The organism is Paenibacillus soyae (genome assembly GCF_024623455.1).
In the GTDB taxonomy this organism is placed as follows: Bacteria; Bacillota; Bacilli; order Paenibacillales; family Paenibacillaceae; genus Pristimantibacillus; species Pristimantibacillus soyae.
This window is the reverse complement of record NZ_JANIPJ010000001.1, coordinates 240,363-260,878: the sequence shown is the minus strand read 5'-3', so window position 1 is coordinate 260,878 and position 20,516 is coordinate 240,363. Positions and strand designations below refer to the sequence as shown.

At 53.9% G+C, this 20,516-nt stretch carries 18 protein-coding genes; all 18 read right to left on the bottom strand.

Features of this window, described 5'->3' with window-relative positions; genetic code table 11:
- Positions 1–10: 10 nt before the first annotated feature.
- The 18 genes from NQZ67_RS01195 to NQZ67_RS01110 all read right to left on the bottom strand — a co-directional run bounded on the left by NQZ67_RS01195 (position 11) and on the right by NQZ67_RS01110 (position 20,484).
- A complete protein-coding gene (locus NQZ67_RS01195) occupies positions 11–1,684 on the bottom strand; it encodes an ABC transporter substrate-binding protein (protein WP_257442018.1) in 1,674 nt (557 codons plus the stop codon).
- 90 nt (positions 1,685–1,774) lie between these two features.
- Positions 1,775–2,647, bottom strand: a complete 873-nt coding sequence (locus NQZ67_RS01190) for a carbohydrate ABC transporter permease (protein WP_257442017.1) — start codon at positions 2,645–2,647, stop codon at positions 1,775–1,777.
- A 15-nt stretch (positions 2,648–2,662) separates the two neighbouring features.
- Complete coding sequence (locus NQZ67_RS01185) at positions 2,663–3,598, bottom strand: ABC transporter permease (protein ID WP_257442016.1); 936 nt, start codon at positions 3,596–3,598, stop codon at positions 2,663–2,665.
- 532 nt (positions 3,599–4,130) lie between these two features.
- Complete coding sequence (locus tag NQZ67_RS01180; RefSeq protein WP_257442015.1) at positions 4,131–5,756, bottom strand: extracellular solute-binding protein; 1,626 nt, start codon at positions 5,754–5,756, stop codon at positions 4,131–4,133.
- 14 nt (positions 5,757–5,770) lie between these two features.
- The gene (locus NQZ67_RS01175; RefSeq protein ID WP_257442014.1) at positions 5,771–8,053 is read right to left on the bottom strand and encodes an AraC family transcriptional regulator; all 2,283 of its coding nucleotides are present in this window, start codon (positions 8,051–8,053) and stop codon (positions 5,771–5,773) included.
- 215 nt (positions 8,054–8,268) lie between these two features.
- Complete coding sequence (locus NQZ67_RS01170) at positions 8,269–8,913, bottom strand: YfbR-like 5'-deoxynucleotidase (RefSeq protein WP_257442013.1); 645 nt, start codon at positions 8,911–8,913, stop codon at positions 8,269–8,271.
- Positions 8,914–9,081: 168 nt separating this feature from the next.
- A complete protein-coding gene (locus tag NQZ67_RS01165; protein ID WP_257442012.1) occupies positions 9,082–9,948 on the bottom strand; it encodes a 5'-3' exonuclease in 867 nt (288 codons plus the stop codon).
- A gap of 38 nt (positions 9,949–9,986) precedes the next feature.
- Positions 9,987–11,219 carry an aminotransferase class I/II-fold pyridoxal phosphate-dependent enzyme gene (locus tag NQZ67_RS01160; RefSeq protein ID WP_257442011.1) on the bottom strand — a complete coding sequence of 411 codons (1,233 nt, stop codon included), beginning with the start codon at positions 11,217–11,219 and terminating at the stop codon, positions 9,987–9,989.
- The gene (locus NQZ67_RS01155) at positions 11,212–11,583 is read right to left on the bottom strand and encodes an arsenate reductase family protein (RefSeq protein WP_257442010.1); all 372 of its coding nucleotides are present in this window, start codon (positions 11,581–11,583) and stop codon (positions 11,212–11,214) included. Before NQZ67_RS01155 ends, NQZ67_RS01160 begins: the two co-directional genes overlap by 8 nt.
- A gap of 39 nt (positions 11,584–11,622) precedes the next feature.
- Positions 11,623–12,579 (bottom strand): RluA family pseudouridine synthase, encoded by a 957-nt coding sequence (locus NQZ67_RS01150; protein WP_306812657.1) that lies wholly within the window; start codon positions 12,577–12,579, stop codon positions 11,623–11,625.
- 28 nt (positions 12,580–12,607) lie between these two features.
- A complete protein-coding gene (locus NQZ67_RS01145) occupies positions 12,608–13,186 on the bottom strand; it encodes a cob(I)yrinic acid a,c-diamide adenosyltransferase (RefSeq protein ID WP_257442009.1) in 579 nt (192 codons plus the stop codon).
- A gap of 946 nt (positions 13,187–14,132) precedes the next feature.
- Positions 14,133–15,347 (bottom strand): aminotransferase class I/II-fold pyridoxal phosphate-dependent enzyme, encoded by a 1,215-nt coding sequence (locus NQZ67_RS01140; RefSeq protein WP_306812641.1) that lies wholly within the window; start codon positions 15,345–15,347, stop codon positions 14,133–14,135.
- A 17-nt stretch (positions 15,348–15,364) separates the two neighbouring features.
- Positions 15,365–15,856, bottom strand: a complete 492-nt coding sequence (locus tag NQZ67_RS01135) for an Lrp/AsnC family transcriptional regulator (RefSeq protein ID WP_257442008.1) — start codon at positions 15,854–15,856, stop codon at positions 15,365–15,367.
- 176 nt (positions 15,857–16,032) lie between these two features.
- The gene (locus tag NQZ67_RS01130) at positions 16,033–16,449 is read right to left on the bottom strand and encodes a spore coat protein (protein WP_257442007.1); all 417 of its coding nucleotides are present in this window, start codon (positions 16,447–16,449) and stop codon (positions 16,033–16,035) included.
- 24 nt (positions 16,450–16,473) lie between these two features.
- The gene (locus tag NQZ67_RS01125; RefSeq protein WP_257442006.1) at positions 16,474–16,695 is read right to left on the bottom strand and encodes a hypothetical protein; all 222 of its coding nucleotides are present in this window, start codon (positions 16,693–16,695) and stop codon (positions 16,474–16,476) included.
- A gap of 58 nt (positions 16,696–16,753) precedes the next feature.
- Positions 16,754–17,914: a Ger(x)C family spore germination protein gene (locus NQZ67_RS01120; RefSeq protein WP_257442005.1), complete on the bottom strand. Its 1,161-nt coding sequence runs from the start codon at positions 17,912–17,914 to the stop codon at positions 16,754–16,756.
- Between the two features lie 4 nt (positions 17,915–17,918).
- Positions 17,919–19,400 (bottom strand): spore germination protein, encoded by a 1,482-nt coding sequence (locus tag NQZ67_RS01115; protein WP_257442004.1) that lies wholly within the window; start codon positions 19,398–19,400, stop codon positions 17,919–17,921.
- Positions 19,351–20,484: a GerAB/ArcD/ProY family transporter gene (locus NQZ67_RS01110; protein ID WP_257442003.1), complete on the bottom strand. Its 1,134-nt coding sequence runs from the start codon at positions 20,482–20,484 to the stop codon at positions 19,351–19,353. The genes NQZ67_RS01115 and NQZ67_RS01110 overlap by 50 nt, the downstream gene beginning before the upstream one ends.
- Between the last annotated feature and the right edge of the window lie 32 nt (positions 20,485–20,516).

Genomic DNA, 20,516 nt, shown 5'->3' with positions numbered 1-20,516 from the left:
TTTCTATTACTTAGTAGCCCAGCTTGCTTTTCGTCTTCTGGAAGACGTCGTTTGCCATCTGCGTGTAGCGCGTGCTTCCGTTCGCTTCGACTTGCGCCTTGTAGGAATCCCATTTGTCGAGGCTTTCCTGGCCGGTGATGAACTTCAGCGTCATCGTCTTGATGTAGTCGATAAGCGGCGTCATAATCAAGTTCATTTGCTCGGATTCCTCCGCCGTCGCCATGATCGGAGGCGCCAGCTTGCGCGGCTCGCGAGTGGAGAGGATCCGATTGAAATAATCCTGTTCCCCCTCCGTCATTTTGGACGTTTTCAGCTTGGCCGTGCCGCCGTACGCGAACATGCCGCCTGCAAATCCGTAGTCGACGTTCAATTGCTTCGGTGCGCCTTCGTTCATGCCATTGTAATAGATGTCCTTGTTCAGCACGATGCGGCCTTCCGCGTCTTTGGTGTACGTCTCGCCTTCTACGCCCCACAGCGCGAGCGTTTGTCCTTCGTCGGAATACCAGAACCAGTCGATGAAGCGAAGCATCTTGATGAAATCCTCTTCGCCGAGCTCGTCAAGCGCGCGCTGGGCGATCATGATGCCGTTCTCGAGTCTCGAGGTTTCGATCTGCAGCTTGCCTTTCGGTCCACCCGGCTGAACGATCATGTACAGCTCGCCGTCCACCTGCATTTTGGATTTGAAATCGGATAGGAGCTGATAGTTGCCGTTGATGACGTACGTGTCGCCCTTGAAGAACTTGGCGCGAGCCGTATCGTCTTCCTGCGTGAACGATTCGGGATCCATGATGCCTTCCTGGACTAACTTATTAAAATACTGTAAGTAGGCCTTGAAGTCTTCCGAAGCGTCGGCGAAGTAGAACTCCTGCTTGTCGTGGTCGAACGCAAGTCCGTTCGATATGCCCCAGCCGCCGGTAACGCCATATTGAACCGCCGCGATGTTCAGCGTCGACTCGCCCTTGAACTGGTCGGAAATGACGTATTTGGCGCCGGTATGCTCTTTGACCTTCTTCATCGCCTCATAAAATTCCTCGTACGTCCAGTTCGCCTCTTGGCCGAGCACGTCGACGCCGGCCGCCTCGAACACGTCCTTGCGGATAATGTAGGAATAACCGCCGCCGGCGACTTCCCACATGCCCGGAAGCACGTAATATTTGCCGTCTTCCTTCAGCTTCGCCTTCAGATCCTCTTCCATGCCCCAATCGCTCACGGCTTTCATGTAATTCGGCATGTACTGCACCCAGTCGCTGACGGGCACGATTTGGCCCGAAGCCACGAAAGCGGATTCATCATAAGTCTTAGGAATAATATAAGGCGCGTCTCCGCTGTTCACAAGCAGCGATTTTTGATTTTCGTACTCCGTTCTTGCCGTAATCGACAGGTCGAAGCTAACGTTCGTTTTTTCCTGAATTGCGCTCCACAGTCTCCAGTCTTCCTTGTACGGGTAATTTTCGTGGTCGCTGTACATCATGGAGTAGGTCACGGGCTCGCTCGAGCGGAACGTCTGGCCTTCGCCGAACGTGTAGTCCGCCGCCTCGCCATTGTTCGCGTTCGCGCTTTCCGACGGCTTGGACGTATCGTTGCCCGCGCCGTTGTCGTCGTTGCCGTTCGAGCTGCATGCCGCCATAAATGCAAGCATGAGCGCAAGCACGGCCATTACGGGTGCTTTTCTTACTTTTTTCATCGCTTTGCCTCCCTTTGATGGTTCAAGCTTTGAATGGTTTTTTATATAACGGATCAGGCGGACGAGCCTTACCGGTTATACCGATTGCGATCAGCCTTTGACGGCGCCGATCATCATGCCCTGCACGAAATACCGCTGCACGAACGGATACATGCAAATGATGGGGAGAGAAGTCAGCACCATGGCGGCCGATTTGACGGTTGCCGCGATTTGGCTGGTTTCCTCCGAGGCCGCTCCGATTTCGGTCGGACTGACCGCGTTGTCGATAATTTGCTTGAGATACAGCGCGATCGGCCATTTCTCCTTCGACTGCAAATACAGTGAGGGACCGAACCAGTTATTCCACATACCGACAATGACGAAGAGCGTAATCGTAGCCAGGATCGGCTTCGACAGGGGCAGGATGATTTTCGTGAATATGCCGAACACGTCCAGGCCGTCCACCCGTCCCGCTTCCTCCAGCTCGTTCGGAATATTCGCGAAAAACGTCTTCATCAGGATGACGTTGAACGCGCTGATCGCCCCCGGTATGACGATCGCCCAGATCGTATCCCGCATGCCAAGCGCTTTGGCGACCAGAATGTAGTTCGGGATCAAACCGCCGCCGAAGTACATCGTGAACAGGACAAAAGGGATAAACACTTTGTTGAGTCTGAGCTTCGCTTTGGACAGCGGATACGACATGACGGCCGTCGAAGCGACCGCGATGACGGTGCCGAGCACCGAATAGAGAACCGTATTGCCGTAGTAGCGGAAGAAATCCGGTTTGCTTAAGATGACCTCATACGTCTTCGTCGTGAATTCGACCGGGAAGAAGCTGACTTCGCCGTTATAAATGGCCGCCTCCGAGCTGAAGGACTGCGCCACGAGGTAGATGAACGGATACAGCGTGAACAGGACGACAACGATCATGATGAATCCGTTCACAAGAGTGAAACCGCTGATGGACTTGGTTCTCTTCATGTAAGGCTCTCCTTTCTACCAGAGGCTGGATTTCGTTGTTCGTTTCGAAACTTCGTTCGCGATCGTCACTAGGATAAGGCCGATGATGCCCTCGAACAGCCCAACCGCCGTCGCGAAGCTGAAGTTGCCGCCCGTAATCCCCATCCGGTACACATAAGTGGAGATGACATCCGCCGTTTCGTACGTTAGGGGGTTATACAGAAGCAGGATTTTCTCGAAGTTCGAGCCGAGAATGCTTCCGATATCCAGAATAAGAAGCACCATCACCGTCGGCAGAATACCCGGGATCGTAACGTGCAGGGCTTGTCTGAACCGGCTCGCGCCGTCGATTTTCGCCGCTTCGTAAAGCTCCGTGTTGATCGCGGTCATTGCGGCCAAATAGAGGATCGTTCCCCAGCCCAGGCTCTGCCAGATGCCGGAGGTAACATATAGGGTCGGGAACCATTCCGGAAGGGAAATGAACGCGATCGGCTCCATGCCGAGCTTCGCGAGCAAAGCGTTGATGGGACCGGTCAAGCTCACCATCTCCTTCACCATACCCGCGACGATAACCATCGAGATGAAGTGCGGGAGGTATGATACGGTCTGCACGAACTTCTTCCATTTCATCCAGCGGATTTCGTGCAGCAGCAGCGCGAAGAGGAGCGTAAGCGGAAATTTTACGAGCAGGTAGCTGACGCTCAGAGTGAGATCGTTGAAGAACGCCCGCCAGAACGTCGGATCCTTCATGAACATCTCGAAGTACTGGAGCCCGACCCACTCGGAGCCGAAGATGTTCGGTCCGCCCCGGTACTTGCGGAAGGCGATCACATTGCCGAGCATCGGCGCGTATTTGAAAATGACGAAATAAAGAAGCGGAATAACCAGGAACGAATACAGCTTCCATTCCTTGCGGACATGCTTCCAAAGCGGGCTTGCGTCTGCTGCGTGCTCTTGCGAGTAAGCGGCCATCCGTATTCACATCCTTATGAAAAGTTGGCGTTAGCTCCCGTGCCGTATGGGACTTTGCTTGCCCCATCAATGTACCGAAGCCAGCCTAAACCGTTCAATGTGCAATAACGGAAACGATGTACGAAACGAGGAAAATCGAAGGTGACATCTTGAGTGCAAGTCGCAAAAACGGAAATTCGGCAACTCTTTCTACCGATCTCGGTTCTGCTTTGTAAATATATACCAATCAACTTCTCATAACGCCCTATTTCCGAACCTCGATTCACTCTCCCCTTAGCTCAGGAAGGACAATGGAATCTATCCAAAAACTTTTTATGGGGGCTGCAAAGTAAAGAAATAAAGACAGTAACCTGAGTGACGGGAGAGTTCATCGAGAGGTTACCTTCTTCACCTGAACTGAAGGGAGAGTGCATCAAGGTTCTCCATAACCACATTCACACTGTGTACATCCTCAACTGAGCCGACGGGAGAGTGAGGCAACCGCTTTGCCGCGTACGATTCTTCAATAAAAAAAGACCTCCGCTTCCGGAGGTCATCTTTCTAAGTAGCGTTCATAGGCCGCCTGTTTTAATTCCAGCACTCTGTCGATGCCAAGGGTCTTCAATTCTTTCACCATTTCGTCGTAGGCCTCGATTGGATCGATGCCGAGGACAATTCGCAGCTCCGCGTCCTTCACGTATTCGCTAATCTCACTCATCAGAGCGGACAGTTCGCCCGATTCCTCGGCCGTCGGCGTAATCGGCGGCAGAAGGTACTTCTCGTGCTCCGTCTCCTTCCATACGTCCAGGGCAGCGTTCGTCTCCTCGTATTTCCATTCCAGATTGGCGTCGCGCTGAATCATCGGGAAGTTCGTCTGATGCGCGTACTGAAGCATGACTTGGTCGCTGGAGAGACCATCCGGATTGGCGATAACAAGGTCTGTGTAAGACGGCTCGCCGTTCTCCATCGTGTAGGTTACCCCTTCGATCCCGAACGTGTTCAGCATGTTCCCTTCGTCGGAGTAGCCATAATCCAGCCAGCGGACCGCCGCCTCCAATTGCTTCGTCGTCGCTTTGATCGCGGCCGAGCTCGTGCCTGCATAGGCATTGTCGAGCTGGCCGAATTTAGGCGTCTCTCCTTGGCGAAGGGTAGGATACGGGGCGGCCGCGTATACGGCGGAAGAATCGTCCGGCTGCGCAACAAGCATATATTTTTCGATATAGGATTGCCAGCCGATCGTAGCCCCGCTCGCGCCGGAAGTCATCTTCTTGTCGACCGATTCCAGGTCCAGCACGGCATAATCCCTGTCGAGCAAGCCTTCCTTGTACCACTGGCTCATGGTGGCCAGATAATCGCGGTAGCCCGGCTCCATGTAGCCGTATTTCACCTTGCCATCCTCGACGTAGAAATTGCCCATGACCCCGAACGCACCGGCGAAGCCAGCCGTCCTCTCGCCCAAGAACAAGGTGCGCAGCGTCAGCGGCGCGGCTGCCCCTTTTTTTTCTTTGAACGCCTTCAACATCACATACCAATCTTCGATTGTCCTCGGGACGGGCAAGCCCAACTCGTCTAGCCAATCCTTGCGCACGATCGGCCCGCCGTAGATGCGGCCCTGCTCCGATCGAATGAATGGGAACGCATAGTAAACGCCGCTATCCGTTTTCACCATTTTGTCGATGTCCGGATTCTCCTTCAGCACGCGTTTCAGGTTCGGCGCATACCGCTCGATCACGTCATTAAGCGGCAGAATGTAGCCTTGCTCGATCGCTTTCTCGGGCCCTCCGGGAAACTCCAGCCAATTGTTCAGGAAAATGTCCGGTAAATTGCCCGATGCGAGCAAATAATCGAACTTATTGTCCGACATCGGTACGCCACCGAGATGTCGGATGGCGATACCCGTTCTCTTCTCGTACTCTTGATCGATCGGCCCTCGGTTCGGCAGCCCCATGTCAGGAAACTCCGTCATGAGCGTAAGCGTCGGCTTCCCATCCATCGGATATCGGAAAGGCTCGCCTTCCGCGGCTAACTCAGAAGCTGCGGGACTTACAGGCTCATAGGGCAGGCTCTCGGCTGAGCGCTCGCGAGGACCGTCCCCACCGAGGCATCCCGACAGAACCATAGCGAATGTGATCACGACGACAACGTTTTTGCCAAACCATCCGCGCGATTTAATTTCCATGACTGCCTCCTCACTCACTGAATGGTCTTGTATTTGCCGGGCGTAATGCCTTCGTATTTCTTGAAAACCCGGATGAAGGCATGACCGCTCGCGAATCCGACCTGGCCCGCCGTCTCGTCGATGCTCGTGCCTTCCAGCAGCAGCTTCTTGGCCGCTTCGACGCGGGTTTGGCTAATATAATCGTGCAGCCCTTGCCCCGTCTGCTCGCGGAACAACCGCGACACGTATTGCGGCGACAAACGGAAATGATCGCCGATCAGCGAGACGCTTAAATTTTTGTCATTGTAATGCTCGCTCACGTATTCGAGTACTTTGTCGCCGATTCCGACGCTTGTCTGAACGGTTGGCTTGCAGCGGAGAACAGCGACAACCCGCTCCAGAATGTCGAGCAGCTCTCGGTGGAAATCCGCTTTCGTCGCGCATCCGAGCAGTCTCTTGAGCGGACGCCATTCATCCCAGGCGATGCCGGACTGCTCCTGCTCCGGAATCGTCTTAATCAGCGTCGTTGCGACGTCAAGCAGAACGAACTTCGCGATTTCCAGCGAGGCTTGGCTTTGGAACGCTTGATGCGCGACACGGTCGACCATCTGCTTCGCTTTTTCGAATTCGTCCGCCTTCAGAAAATTGATCAGGATCATCTGATCGTTCACCGTAAAGAAGTAGCCGCTTCCGCTTGGTTGAACGTCCCCGTACCAGATTAACATCTCTTCGCCGAGCACCATTCGGTATTCCTGCGCCTCGAGCGATTGAAGGAAGGCCTGATGAATGCCGTGGATTCCGGTTTGGAGCTCGCTCCCCGACATCGTGAACCGGAGGTCGTAACGAGCCGAAATGAATTCGGAAGCTTGCGCAAGGGCATCCTCGATATCGTCCTTCCACGAATGCTCCCGCTCCGGATCCACGTTTACGACCGCCGCCAGCGTTCCGTCCACATCCGTGAAATGAAGCGGCAAGCGGTCTTTCACAACATCCGTCATGATATTGGACACGATGAACGGGGACAACGACAAAACGGCTTCATCGACGCCATCGCTCTCGATATAGAACAATAGCACCGCGAACCGGTCCGATGTCCAGGCCAAATGATGCGTCTTCGCCATTTCCGCAAGCGGCATGCTCCGGTCGGCTTGGCCTTTGAGCAGCCTCCCTAAATAGTAATTCTGCAGCACCTTCAGCTGCTGAACGTGCTTATTGTTGATGTCGTCACGCTCGCGGATCGTCTCGAGCACACTGTTGCGAATAAACGAATATTCGTCCAAATCCGCCCCTCTGACCTCCTGCGGGCCCCGGGAGAACACGCTCATCAATTGTTTGACGGGATTATAATTTTTGCGGGAAAAATAGTAAATGACCATGCCGCCTATCACCATGCACGCAACCAGTCCGAGCAGGTTCATCGTCTGGATCGCGCGGGTGCGCTCCCAGAAGACATCGGTTGGGAAGACGCTGACGTACTTCCAGCCCGTCGTATCGGAGGACTCCAGCGTGATCGTCGACTCGACTCCCTCTATCGTATCGGTGAACGTGCCGGTTCCTCGATCGTTCCAATCGGGGAATACCGATAATGATTCCGCGGCATCACCGCTGCTCCGGAACAAAATTTGATTGTTCGAATCCATGATGAACACTTGTCCCTGCTCCACCCAATCGATATTTTCGAGCATGGCTTTGATCTTCTCGGCATTCAGGGGGAATAGAAGCGTTCCCGAAGAGCCTCCGCCTGCTTGCTCCGGGAACGATCGGATATACGACGGCGTCATCGTGCGTTTGCCTTGAAGCTCGACCGGCAGCATGACGTATTTTCCCGGCTGCCGTTCCTTCATGAGTCCAAGCCAGTCCTCGTAAGCGAACGACTCCGTATGATGCTTCATTTCAAAGAACATCCGCTCCTCAACATACGTCTCGCTCGACAGCACCGCCCCCTGCGCGCTCGAGAACACGTATATCCCTTTTATAAAGTCGTTGGAGGACAGTTGCTTATTAAACTCCTGCTTCATCCGATAGACAAGGTAAGCGTTTTCAGAATCCGTGGAGGTTTTCTCTAGCAGTTTGAGGACATCCGTGTTGATCATAAGCTGCGCTGCTAGGCTTTCCGTCTGCTGCAGCTCCCCGTCTACAATGTATCGTACCTGCTGGAGCATCGCGCTGCTCGCTCTCTTGATTTCGTTCTCGACGATATCTCTCGTTTGACTATATATGAAGATGCTTAATAGGACCGGAATGAACAAAATAACCGAATAAGAAACGATCCACCGAAACGCGACGCTTCGCGTAAAGCTTCCCCATGTCCACCGCAAGACGCTCCCTCCCACCCATTCCCATGTACAACTTCTATAGTAGCATGAAACAAAAGGGATATTCATATGGACAATTTGAACCTCGATGTACATTTTGCCTAAATCGATAACATTCCAGCTTCAAGAACCGAGGCAACAGGCACAAATAGCAAAAAAAGCTGCCTTTGTCCGGCCTGTATGACCGGTAAGGTACAGCTTCGCTCGCGTTCGATTCGTTATGAGGCCGATCGGTCAATCCCGAGTGCCTCGTCCGTAATTCGCCGGATGTCTACGGTTGCAACGATCTCGTCGTTCACCATATCAGGCAGGATCTGACTCAAAAAATAGTGGACGCAATGCAGCTTGATGTTTTTGATTTTCACCAGCGCGTCGCGATACATTTTGATAAATTCCTTCTCCGTATTGCCTCGCCGGAGCTCTGCGAATGCCTCATACACCTGGTCCATCTTATCCGCGACTTCCAGAATGAGCCCTTCCACGGAATCGTCTTTGCCTTCCCGGAGCTGATTGTGGAAGATCGCCTTGAACTCGTCGGGAATATGCTCCTCGATGAAGTTGTAGACCATTCCTTCTTCCACCTGCTGAATCAGCTTACGCAATTCGGGCGACGAATGTTTGACCGGCGTTTTTATGTCCCCGATAAAAATTTCGCCGTAATCATGGCTGCTCGTTATTTCGTACAGCTTCTTCCAATCGATCGCGACGCCGTTCCTCTCCTCGATATCGGCAAGCGTCTTCGCGTATTGCACGACCTTCCACGAATGCGCGGCCACGCTGTGTTCTTCGAATTTGAACTTGCCGGGACAGCGAATGATCCGTTCCAATTCATTTAAAGAGCGAAAGTAATAATGGATACCCATGAATCATTCCCCCTCCAGACTGGTGTACGGATAGTGTACGAAACGTATGTAAAGCTCATATGAAATAAACGATAAGTTTGCGTAAAAATTCGTACGAGAGTCTGGCCGGCTGAAAAAAAGAACCGCCGCATCGTATGCGGACGGTTCCAATTCGGTTGATGAGTGACGCTAGCTGATCAGCGAAACCAAGCTTTTGAACTCGAGCTCCTCGAACTTGCTGAGCACCATATGACGCTCGTAACGCCATCCGCAATTCGCTAGCTCCGCCTCGAGCGGGGCATCCCGGCGAATCGTCGCCAGGTCGCGGGACAAGTGCAGCATGTCCAGATCCGCTTCGATTTTCGCCCGGATCGTCTTGGAGACGCTGTCGAGATTCGCAAGCAGACCATCGATCGAGCCATGCTCCAGGATGAGCTTCAGCGCCGTCTTTTCGCCGATGCCTTTCACGCCGGGATAGTTGTCGCTCGTATCGCCCATCAAGCCTTTCAGGTCGATAATTTGCGCCGGCGTCAGCTGGCGCTCCTCCATCAGGCTAACCGGCGTGTACACCATGTAGTTGCCGATGCCCTTCTTCATGATGGCAACCGACACGCGGTCGTCCACCAGCTGCAGCATGTCATGGTCGCCCGTCACAATCACGATGTCGGCCTGGTCCTTGAACATCGCGGACAGCGTGCCGATGCAATCATCCGCTTCGAATCCCTCGATGCCCAGATTCGGCACGTTGAAGCTAGCGACGACTTCCTTCACCAGCTCGAATTGCGGAATGAGATCCTCCGGCGCATCCGGCCGGTTTGATTTGTAGCCGTCATATTGCTCGGTTCGGAACGTCTTGCTTCCCAGATCCCAGCAGCAGATCACGTGCGTCGGATCAAACTTCTGCACCGCATCCATAAAATACCGGACAAACCCGTGAACCGCGTTCACCGGCAAGCCGGAGCTAGTCCTTCTGATGCTGCCCGTAAACGAGGTCGCGAAGTACGCCCGGAACAATATGGCCATGCCGTCGACCAACAACAGTCTTTGTTCACTCATCTTCGATCCGCTCCAATCTATTCCCTAATTTCCTACAATCATTTTATCACATGCTCGCCGCGGATGAAGCGTCCAATTCGTGCCGCAGCTTCCAGAAGTCTCTCTTCCGACTCGACGAGCGCAATCCGGACATATCCTTGACCCTCCACACCGAATGCCTCACCAGGTACAACGACGACGCCCGTTGTTTTCAGCATTTCCTGGGAAATGGTCCTGGAGGTCCATGGCTGCCCTAAGTCCCAAGTCATGTCCGGAAGTCTCGCCCATACGAACATGGTCGCGGAAGGCTTGTCCACCTTCCAGCCTTCGGCATGAAGCGCGTCAACGAATGCGTCTCTTCTTCTTTCGTACAATTCGCCCGCTCGTTCATATGCAGGATTCGACATCGCTTCGTTCAGAGCGACAATCGCGGCCTCCTGCACGGGATCGAACGCCCCGTAATCGATATTCGCTTTCAATTCTCTTAAAGCCCCTACCGCTTCAGAGTTACCGACGAGAAAGCCTAAACGGCAGCCTGCCATGTTAAAGCTTTTGGACATCGAATGGAACTCGACGGCTTGGCCTTTCGCTCCCTGCACCTGCAGAATGCTCGGCGGTTCACTGCCGTCGAAGCCCATCTCGGAATAAGCGAGGTCATGCACGACCAGCACCCCATGCTCTCGCGCTTTGGCCAGCAGCTTCTCGAAAAATGCCAGATCGGCAACCGCCGACAATGGATTGTTCGGGTAATTGACCAAAATAAACTTCGCTCTCCGCCAAGTCTCGTTGTCGATCGCCTCCAGGTCAGGCATGTAGCCATTCTCCGCCCGAAGCGGCATGAGAATCGGTTCCACACCAGCGAGCGCAAGCGAAGCGGAGTAGATCGGATACCCCGGATCCGGCAGCAAAGCCGCATCGCCGGGATCGCAGATCGCCATCGCCAGATGGGCAAGGCCATCCTGCGAGCCGAGCAGCGTGACGATTTCGTCCGAAGGATCCGCTTCGACCCCGAACCGGAATTTCATCCAAGCTGCCGCGGCTTCCTTGAACGGCATGCCGCTTTTTGTAGCGGGATATGCGTATGTATCCTTGCGGAGCGCCGCGGCCGCAAGCGCTTCGCGAACAGCTTCGGCCGGCGGCTGATCCGGGCTGCCAATGCCTAAATCGATCATGTCGACGCCGCCCGCCGCTGCCGCCCGCTTCCATGCCGCAACCTCGGCAAAGATGGAGGAACCCAGCTCCGACAGCCTGCGCGATCTCCAGGACTTGGCTTTCTCCGGCGCGTTACTCATGGCCGCCCCATGCTTGCTCGTACAGATCTTCTTTGTACCCTACGGTCACTTGTTTGCCGTCTGTTACGATCGGCCGTTTGATCAGCATGCCATGCTGGGACAGAAGGTTTAGCTTCTCTTTCTCGGACATCGAGGCAAGCTTGTCCTTCAGGCCTAGCTCGCGATAAACCTCGCCCGACGTGTTGAACAGCTTTTTGATATCCATGCCGCTGATCTCGAGAAGCTCTTTCAATTCTTTGGCCGTAGGCGTATCGTTTACGATATCTCTTGTCGTAACCTCGTTGCCTTTGGCCTTCAGCGATTTGATCGCCGCTTTGCAGGTGCTGCATTTCGGATATTCGATTATGGTTACTTTATTCCCCATCGTAATTCACGTTAACCCCTTTCTACTGTTGCAAAAAAACTACTGTTGCTCCTTCTCCAGCCCGCCACGCAGCAATCGTTCGAGCTCCTCCAGCTCCGGTGGCAAAGCCGCGACCCATTCCATTCTCGTCTTGGTCATGGGATGCGTGAAGCCGAGCGTCTCCGCGTGCAACGCCTGACGGCCGACGGCTGCTTCCCATGCGGCTTCGCCGCTCTCGCCAGGACCGTACATTTTGTCGCCGATAAGCGGACTGCCGATGTGCTTCATATGAACGCGGATCTGATGCGTACGACCCGTCTCGAGCTTCAGCTTGACGGAAGCGGCGCATTTACCGCCTGCGCCTTCGAAGCTGTCGATCACTTCGTACTTGGTGACGGAAGGATAACCGTCCGGCGTCACGACGCGAAGATGCGGCTGCTCCTTGTCCCGGTCGATCGGCTCGTTGACGACGCCTTCCAACTGGGCCGGCACCCCGTAAACGTAAGCGCGGTACAGCTTCGTCACCTGTCCTGCTTGGAGCTGCTCCGACAATTGCTGGTGCACGTAGCCGGTTTTCGCGATGGCGACGAGTCCCGACGTTTCTTCGTCGAGCCGGTGGATCGGCCGAAAGCGGACCTTCTCCCCCTTCTCCCGCCAATGATGAACGACGCCGTTCGCCAGCGTCCCCGTATAATGGCCATGCGTCGGATGCACGATCATGCCGGCCGGCTTATTCACGATGAGCAGATGCTCGTCTTCATAGACGATATCGAGCGGCATCGGCTGCGGCAAAATATCGTCCGACTCCTCCCTCTCCATCCGGAGCCGGATGACGTCTCCCGCTGCTACCTTCGCCGTCGTATATACGCGTTGCTCGTTCACGGTCAGCCCGTGCTCGGTCAGCTTCACCTGCGACAGCAGCTTCCTTGATACGCCAAGCCGGCGCTCTAGCACTTTCCTGACGTCTTTGCCTGCGTCTTCTACCGTCACTTCGACGGTAAGCGGCGGATAATACATTTCGTTGATGTCCACGGGCTCCGCCACCTTACGATTGGTTCTTCCGCTTGCGGAACACTTCTCCGCTTCTGACGTATTCCGTATCCGGCACCGCAAGCTTCGCGTTCGCCACTCGAGCCGCCGCGAAGAAGAAGTCGGACAACCGATTGATATAGATCAGCACATCCTCGTTAATCGCATGCTCACGGGCCAGCGTAACAACGCGGCGCTCCGCTCTGCGGCAGACGGTCCTGCAGACGTGAAGCGCGGACGAGACGGCGCTACCTCCTGGCAAGATAAAGCGCGTGATCTCCGGCGCCTCCGTGATATACCGGTCAATCCAGCCTTCCAGGCGCTCGGCCGGCTCCCCGTTCATTTTGAACGGCGCGCCTTCCCTCGCGTAGGCCAGATCGGAGCCGCAGTCGAACAGCTCCTGCTGAATATCGACGAGCCACCCGGCCAGCTCCTGAAGTTCGTCATGCTTGGCCGCTTCGGCTTGAGCGACGCCTACGAAGCTGTTCAGCTCGTCGATGGTGCCGTACGCTTCAACCCGTACGTCGTCCTTGCTTACCCTTCCTCCGATCAGCGAGGTTTGGCCTTTGTCGCCTGTTTTTGTATATAGTCGCATGGGTCTCCTCCTTATTGTAAAAAAGCGTTTTAGCTTCGCTATGGTCGCTGCAAGCGGGGACATTCCTTCTACTCTCAAGGTTAGAATCTAACTGCAAAGGCGAGCACTTCGTTTCTCCGGAACGTCCCCGCTTTTCGCTTTGTGCTTAGCGAATTTTTTCAACCCCCATCGCCCAGCTCCGGGGTCGGGCAGTGTGCCGCTTCGCGGTTTTTGCTTCGCCGTAGCCGCTTTTTTAAACCCCGTCGCCCGGCTTCGGGGCGGAGCGGTTGCTGCGCTGGCAATAGCCCCTCCGCAACATGTAGAACGTATGAGTCGCTTCGCTTGATTAGGTGCTTCTGGCACCTCTATTTACACCGAACACCCTCTCCGAGCACATTTAGACGTTTCTGGCACCTCTAATTACTCCGAACTCCAACTCCGAGCACATTTAGGCGTTTCTGGCATCCCTATTTACTCCGAACCCACACTCCGAGCACATTTAGACGTTCCTGGCACCTCTATTTACTCCGAACCCACACTCCGAGCACATTTAGACGTTCCTGACACCTCTATTTACTCCGAACCCACACTCCGAGCACATTTAGACGTTCCTGACACCTCTATTTACTCCGAACTCCAACTCCGAGCACATTTAGACGTTCCTGACACCTCTATTTACTCCGAACTCCAACTCCGAGCACATTTAGACGTTTCTGGCACCTCTATTTACACCGAACACCCTCTCCGAGCACATTTAGGCGTTCCTGGCACCTCTATTTACTCCGAACTCCAACTCCGAGCACATTTAGACGTTTCTGGCATCCCTATTTACTCCGAACCCACACTCCGAGCACATTTAGACGTTCCTGGAACCTCTATTTACCTCCATGCTCCGTTAGTGCCAGCCTCCCGGCCCCCCACAGCAAACAACAGGCCGGATGGAATCCATCCTGGCCTGCTGGTCTTGTTAGCCTTGCTTCAGTTTGTGGACGAATTGGCCGATACGGTCGAGCGCTTCCGTCAGCTGGGTGACGGAGGTGGCGTAGGAGCAGCGAATATGGCCTTCGCCGCCGAGCCCGAACACGTCGCCCGGGACGGCCGCCACGCCGCCTTCTTCGAGAAGGCGCTGGGCGAACTGTTCGCTCGTCAGGCCCGTGGATGCTATGGACGGGAAGGCGTAGAACGCGCCTTGCGGTTCATGGCACTCAAGTCCGATATCGCGGAACCCTTTCACGACGAGGCGCCGTCTCTGATTGTACGACTCGATCATGCGGTCCTTCTCTTCAAGTCCGTGCTGCAGCGCCTCGAGCGCCGCGTATTGCGCCATGATCGGCGCGCACATAACGGTGTATTGGTGAATTTTCAGCATCGCCGCAATCAAGTCGGAATGCCCGCAAGCGTAGCCCATGCGCCAGCCCGTCATCGCGAATGCTTTGGAGAATCCGCTCACGAGTATCGTGCGGTCCTTCATGCCCGGCATCGCGGCGAAGCTGACGTGATTGGATCCATACGTCAATTCCGCGTATATCTCATCGGAGATGACGATCAGATCGTTCTCCTCGACCAGCTTGGCGATCGGCAGCCAGTCCTCGCGCGTCATAATGCCGCCGGTCGGATTGCTCGGATAACAAAGAATAAGAACTTTGGACCGCGGCGTAATCGCTGCCTTCAATTGATCGGCGCGAAGCTTGAAGTTATCCGCCGCGAATGTCTCGATACCGACGGCAACCCCGCCGCTTAGGGACGTAATCGGCGAATACGAAATATAACATGGCTCGGGAATAAGAATCTCGTCTCCCGGCGTAATGAGCGCGCGAAGCGCCAAGTCAATCGCTTCGCTGCCGCCGACAGTCACAAGAATTTCGTTCGCCGGATTGTATTCCACTGCGAACGAATCATTCAAATATTGCCCAATCGCGCCACGAAGCTCAGGCATGCCCGCATTGGACGTATATTGCGTTTTGCCCGTCTCAAGCGAATATACGGCAGCCTCTCGCACGTGCCATGGCGTGACGAAATCCGGTTCGCCGACGCCTAATGTAATAATATCCTTGCGCGAGCTGACCAAATCAAAAAACCGACGGATACCCGACGGTTTAATGCCTCTTACGAGAGGAGACAAGTAGTCGGCCATCGATTCGCGCCGCACAGAGACGGTTTGTTCCGAATCCTCTTTGATCATCGCCATCACCCTTTATTCTACGGCGATACCATCAACCGATGGTCACCTTCATGCTCCTCGAAGATGATGCCGTCCTGTTTGTATTTTTTCAATATAAAAAACGTCTTCGTCGATAAAACCGCATCGATCGGAGACAGCTTATTGGATACGAACGAGGCTACTTCTTTCAGGTTCTTGCCTTCGACTTCAACAAGCAGATCATACGCGCCGGACATGAGGTAGACCGATTTCACTTCCGGGTACAAATAGATATGTTCCGCAATGCCTTCGAAGCCGCGTCCGCGCTCCGGCGTAATTTGCACCTCGATCAAAGCCGTTACCTTCTCGTCGTCCACTTTGCTCCAATTCACGACGGTCGCGTATTTGACGATGACGTGATCCTGCTCCATCGCGGCTATCGCTTGTTTCACTTCCTCTACCGGTTCGTCCAGCATGGTCGCGATCAGCTCCGCGTCCCTGCGGGCGTCTTCCTTCAGCAGCTCCAAAACCTTTAACTGTAATTCGTTCATCCGAAAACTCCTTCCAGCTCGCCTGCGGTAATAAAGAACATTTTACAACGAATCAAGTTTCACTGCAAAGAAAAATTGAAACCATTGCCATGGGAGGACCAGCTCCCCCTGCAATCCTTCGGCACCCGTGTTCAAAAGTGGACATGCCTGCATGAAAAAAAGACCCCGCAGGGTCTTTACATGTAGATCGGCTGCTGTTGCTGCGGAGATTGCTGGTTCATTGCGCCGATCATGGCATTTTGCTGCAAAGCTCCTCCCAGCTTCTGCTGCAGAAGCTGCCTCGTCTTCTGAGCGGTCTGCTGATACTGCTGCATTTGCTTGTCCAGCTCCTGGCGCAGAGCCGGGGAAGCGGCGTTGTACATATTGCTTTGCTGCATCGCCTGAAACAGCTGCCCTTGCGCGCTAAGAGTATTATGGAGCAGCTTCGTGAACAGCTGACGGATATCCGGACAAGTAGACTCGGTCGCGGCCGTCGCGTATTCGCGCACGACCCGCTTCAGATCCGCGAGCACCGTCGAAACGAGATCCTCTTCGTTTAATATGGACTGCGACTGCTGGGCTTGCTGCTGTTGCTGCTGTTGTTGCTGTTGCATCTCTTTTTCCCTCCTTCTACACGTTTATTGCGGCTGAGTAGGCGCTATTTGTTGATGATGCTGAATGGCGTGCATTAACGAATCGTAATGCTGCTGATGCATTTGAATCATTTGCGAGCAGCATTCGCGAATGGCCGGCGTCGTCGAGACGGCCACAACGGCGGCGCACTGCTTCATAAGCAGATCCTCGTTGGACATCGAGTCCGCGACATATTCCAGCTCTTTGGCTGTCATGGGCTGAATCATTGGCTTCACTCCTAAGCTCTTTATAGTTCCTTCCGTATTATGAACCATTCGCCAATATTTATGAGTCGCGGCCGTTCAACTCGAATTTGCCGGAATCCGCTACGTTCATTATGACCTTCACGTTCAATTGATCCGGCTCTATTTTCCAGTTCTTATCTTTGACATGCTGCTTCCAATAACCGTTGTGGTAGCGGTAGAGAGCATGCTCGAGTCCGAACAAATCCATGCTGTTGCCGGCGCCGTACCGGTAGGCCGCTTCTATTTCTTCCCGCACATTCTTTTCGATGATCGCTTTTATTTCATCCTTTATCATTTCGCCTTCCAGTTCGACTATCGAACCCATCAGCTTGACGGTAAGCTCGAATCGAGGCGTTTCTCCTATCGTTGCCCGAATTTTCGGTCTCGACCGGACGATGGCAACCGTTGCCCGATTCCCGTCTTTTTCGGCCATTAAGACCACTCTTTGAAAATCTTCATTTATCCACCGGATTCCTTTGACTCTGTCTTCCGGAGCGTATCCCTTATACAAGTAATCGTTTAATACGAAGACGCCTGAAATAAGCTGCGTATTCATCGTTTTTTTTCCATGCTTCCAGTACGACTGCGTGGCATCCAACGCAGGAAGCAATGACGTTTCAGCCGGTTCTTTAAGCTGCTGCACAAGGCTTTGCATCGTTTGAGCCTTTGCGAACGTATAGTCCTTCTCATGAGGACGCGGCATGTACATAATGCTGTTTAGGGGCGATTGACTGAAGAAATTTTCGGTATTGAACAGCTCGTCTAGCGGCAGTCTGGTCCCGTACATGAGCGTCGTATATCTGGAGGCCCGTTGACGGTTCACGCCGTCCAGTATTTCGTTTAAACGACCCAGAACGCGCTCGTGTACGATGATCGTTTTGAGATGATCCAGGTTTAAGGCTAGGTAGCCGCCGCGGCTCAATTTTTGATACGCCATTATAATCGATTCGGCCTTCGCTTTACCGATCCATACTTGATTCGCCTGCCCCGTCTGAGGTGTATCGGTTTTGGCTATGGCGCTAAAGTTCAGCATCTGGGCATAGATTTCGTATTGCCCCTCCTTATAGTCGATACCCAGGGCGGAGATATAGCTGACGTCTTGAAGATTGACCTCGTCCCAGCAGCCTGGAAGCACGAGCATCAAGAACAGCGACAGGCACACGAACCCTATTTTTTTATTCCGGATACTCGGTATGTTCATTACGTCATACCTTTCTCTTCCGAGTCGTGGAGGCGATCTTCCACGGCTTCTGGAACAATGCGGAGATCGTGTCCTTGAACCTGAAGGGAGCGAGCGGCATCAGATACGGCTGTCCGAACGATTCAAGCGAGCACATGTACAGCAGCAGGGCGAACATCCCGACAAAAAATCCGAACATGCCGAGAACGGATGACAGGATCAGCACCCCTACCCGCATCAGCGTAACCGTTCCCGCAAGCGATTGATTGACCAGCGTAAAGGTCGATACGGCCGATACGGCCGCGACCACGAGCATGGTCGGCGACGTCATCCCCGCGCGGATGGCGGCATCTCCGATGATGAGCCCCCCGACCACCGAAACCGTCTGTCCGACGGGCCTGGGCAGCCGTACTCCGGCTTCCCGGAACACCTCGAACAATGTCAGCATCAAGAACATCTCCATTGTCGCGGAGAGCGGCAGGCCGATTCTGGACATCGTGACGGTCGCGAGCAAAGTAAACGGAATTTGATCCGTATTGTACGAAGAAACCGCGATCCAGAATGCGGGCAAGAACAGCGCAAGGAACAAGCCTAACATGCGTAGCACTCTCTCCAGCGTTACGAAATAAAAGGGAAGATGCGTATCCTCCGGGGATTTGATCAGCAGCAGCAAATTGCCCGGTCCGATCAAAGCAGCCGGCGAGCCGTCTACCAAAATGGCGAAACGCCCTTTCATAAGCGATTGAACGACAAAGTCCGGTCTGCCGACGTAATCAAGCAGAGGGAACAACGCAAGCGGCCGGTCGGATATGAGCTCCTCCAGCTCTCCCGCTCCGTTCAACGCGGGAAGGCGGATCAGGTTAAGCCTCCTCCTGACTTCGTCAAGCAGGCCATCCGGCGCTTGGTTATCCATATGCATAAGCGCGATCTCCGTCTGGGAGTCCGTTCCAATTTTGTGATATTCGATATGCAAATTCGGAGTGCGAAGCCGCTTACGGACTAATGCGACGTTCACGGACAGCTGCTCGACGAAGCCGTCCCTCGGTCCTTTGAGCGACAGCTCCATCGTCGACTCCTCAGGGGTTCTGGCCGGCTGGTTCGCGATATTGTATTCATAGAAGCAAGAATCACCGCTAAAGGTCACGATGACGCTTCCCGCGAACAACCTCGCGAACAGATGCGAAGCTTCATTCTCCAGCTTCAAGAAATTTCTTCTCGGATGATCGTAACCGTCGCTATCCTGGTCTCCGCCATCTGAGCTCTTCGAATCAAAGCGCCAATTCTCAAGCATGGGAAGCAGACTCATATGAAACATCTTGCTGTCGATCAACCCGTCGCAATAAAATATCCCGGCAAGCTGCTCGTCGTTACCTCCAAGAGCGATCGTATGCTCGAATACATCCTCGCATGGCTTCAGCATCGCGCGGAACGTATCGACGTCCAGCGGGAGAGATTCATCATCCGCGGTTCTCTTCAACATTTCCTGATCGATGATGTTGCCGTTCATTGCCGCCCCTCCTCGCCTTCATGAAGCTGATCGCATATACGACGAGAACGACGCTCATCGTTAAGATGCCGAACCATGTATACACCCATAGAATCACCTCGCGGTAATCCACCATATGGCTCACCCAATAATAAGCGATTCCCGTTAACGCCGCGCCAAGGACCGAGACGCCTAACCACTGCCTCTTCATCTGCTTGATCCCGCTATACTCCAGAATCAAATAAATAGCGAGCGAGGTTCGAATCAAGGCACCGGACAGCCACTGATAAATCGCGAAAAAATCGACATGCTCGAAATATTTGCCGATCGAAACCAGCCGCCATTGCGAGAATGCCGGGTAGCGCATCTTCTCCGCCTCCACCGGGCCGAATTCAGCGATGGCCCCCGCTACCGGTCCCAGCGCAAGCAGCGCGAGGAACAACACCAGAACAAGCATGTGTTTGCGGTTATAGCTTCCGCTCAGATGATGCTGGAACAGCAAAATATAGAACAGCTCGCTGAAGGACGTCAGCAAATACACGACGGCTTTAATGACGGGCATCGCGCCATTCTCCAGCATGGGCAGCAAATAGCGATAGTCCTTGTGAGGCATATTGGTCGTCATGACGAAATCGCCCAGCAGAACGACGAACGGGATCAGGATGCAGCTCATAAAAGCGATGGTACGCAGCCCATTGAGCGCCGCATACATGCACAAGCACACGAAGACAAGGCACAATACGACATTCGGCGTCCGCGGCAAATAAGTCGTACCGGACCAAGAAGTGGTAACAACCAAGGTTTCAGTTGCGATCATGAACATAATGAGGAGGAAATAAGCCATAATCAGCCAAACGAGAAATGGAGGCAGCCGATCCTTCAGCCAATAATCGATTCGCTTATGCTTCAGCTTGTTCAGCAAATTCATGAACGGGATAAGGCCCCAAGGCAAAATAAGGCCAAGCGAAACGAAAACCGCCAGCCAAGCGTCGCGTCCCGCCGCATCGAGCAGGAGCGGTCCGATCAACACATGGTTAATAAGGCCGACGGATAAAGCAAGGATCGCCATGGAGGGGAGTATTCCAAATCTTTTGACGGACGACATAAAAGGCATTCACTTCCTTCCAACCAAAAGGT

Bases quoted from the DNA above. Each gene is read 5' to 3' on its own strand.
- NQZ67_RS01195 (WP_257442018.1), bottom strand. From the start codon at position 1,684: ATGAAAAAAGTAAGAAAAGCACCCGTAATGGCCGTGCTTGCGCTCATG.
- NQZ67_RS01190 (WP_257442017.1), bottom strand. From the start codon at position 2,647: ATGAAGAGAACCAAGTCCATCAGCGGTTTCACTCTTGTGAACGGATTC.
- NQZ67_RS01185 (WP_257442016.1), bottom strand. From the start codon at position 3,598: ATGGCCGCTTACTCGCAAGAGCACGCAGCAGACGCAAGCCCGCTTTGG.
- NQZ67_RS01180 (WP_257442015.1), bottom strand. From the start codon at position 5,756: ATGGAAATTAAATCGCGCGGATGGTTTGGCAAAAACGTTGTCGTCGTG.
- NQZ67_RS01170 (WP_257442013.1), bottom strand. From the start codon at position 8,913: ATGGGTATCCATTATTACTTTCGCTCTTTAAATGAATTGGAACGGATC.
- NQZ67_RS01165 (WP_257442012.1), bottom strand. From the start codon at position 9,948: ATGAGTGAACAAAGACTGTTGTTGGTCGACGGCATGGCCATATTGTTC.
- NQZ67_RS01160 (WP_257442011.1), bottom strand. From the start codon at position 11,219: ATGAGTAACGCGCCGGAGAAAGCCAAGTCCTGGAGATCGCGCAGGCTG.
- NQZ67_RS01155 (WP_257442010.1), bottom strand. From the start codon at position 11,583: ATGGGGAATAAAGTAACCATAATCGAATATCCGAAATGCAGCACCTGC.
- NQZ67_RS01150 (WP_306812657.1), bottom strand. From the start codon at position 12,579: ATGTATTATCCGCCGCTTACCGTCGAAGTGACGGTAGAAGACGCAGGC.
- NQZ67_RS01145 (WP_257442009.1), bottom strand. From the start codon at position 13,186: ATGCGACTATATACAAAAACAGGCGACAAAGGCCAAACCTCGCTGATC.
- NQZ67_RS01140 (WP_306812641.1), bottom strand. From the start codon at position 15,347: ATGATCAAAGAGGATTCGGAACAAACCGTCTCTGTGCGGCGCGAATCG.
- NQZ67_RS01135 (WP_257442008.1), bottom strand. From the start codon at position 15,856: ATGAACGAATTACAGTTAAAGGTTTTGGAGCTGCTGAAGGAAGACGCC.
- NQZ67_RS01130 (WP_257442007.1), bottom strand. From the start codon at position 16,449: ATGCAACAGCAACAACAGCAGCAACAGCAGCAAGCCCAGCAGTCGCAG.
- NQZ67_RS01125 (WP_257442006.1), bottom strand. From the start codon at position 16,695: ATGATTCAGCCCATGACAGCCAAAGAGCTGGAATATGTCGCGGACTCG.
- NQZ67_RS01120 (WP_257442005.1), bottom strand. From the start codon at position 17,914: ATGAACATACCGAGTATCCGGAATAAAAAAATAGGGTTCGTGTGCCTG.
- NQZ67_RS01115 (WP_257442004.1), bottom strand. From the start codon at position 19,400: ATGAACGGCAACATCATCGATCAGGAAATGTTGAAGAGAACCGCGGAT.
- NQZ67_RS01110 (WP_257442003.1), bottom strand. From the start codon at position 20,484: ATGTCGTCCGTCAAAAGATTTGGAATACTCCCCTCCATGGCGATCCTT.